We start from the raw sequence: 655 nt of genomic DNA on the forward strand, positions 1-655 counted from the left end.
ACCGCGAACATCTGCCCGGTCTCCGGGTGGATCCCGACCATCATGAACCCCGGCACGTCACCTCCGGACGACGCGGGCAGCCGGTCCGGCATCCCCTGCGCCAGCGCCTTCAGGATGAGCTCGACCGCGACGATGCCGGTCCAGAGGGTGAACGTCGGCTGCGGGTAGACGGCGTGGAAGAGCGTGCCGGGTTCGGCCCGCACCTCCAGGGGGACGGTCGTGCCGAAGTTGGACGGCTCGTCGGGTGAGGTGAGCGCCTTGAGGACGACCTTGCAGATCGCGATGGTCGCGCCGAACGGCATGTTGATGGGGCCGGGCGTGGCGGGCGAGGAACCGGCGAAGTCGACGGTGAAGGTGCCGTCGGCGATGGTGACGGTGACCTCCATCCGGACCGGGTCCTCGGTGACGCCGTCGTCGTCCAGCCAGTCGACCGCCGTCCACGAACCCTGCGGCAGCTCGGCGAGGGCGGCGCGGGTGCGCGCCTCCCCGTCCTCGACCATCCGCCGGACCGCGGCGTCCACGGTCGGGCGGCCGAACTTCTCCAGGATCTCCAGGAACCGGCGCTCGCCGGTGCGCAACGCGGCGACCTGCGCGTTCAGATCACCGATCACCAGATCCGGCATCCGCGAATTGAACCGGATCAACTCGATGATCT

The 655-nt window shown here is 69.8% G+C and carries 1 protein-coding gene; it reads right to left on the reverse strand.

Annotated features, from left to right (window positions below; genetic code table 11):
• Positions 1-623: hydantoinase B/oxoprolinase family protein (locus tag AC5L38_RS44330; RefSeq protein WP_495248844.1), on the reverse strand; the 623-nt coding region annotated here is incomplete at its 3' end.
• Between the last annotated feature and the right edge of the window lie 32 nt (positions 624-655).

The organism is Streptosporangium nanhuense (assembly GCF_059358815.1).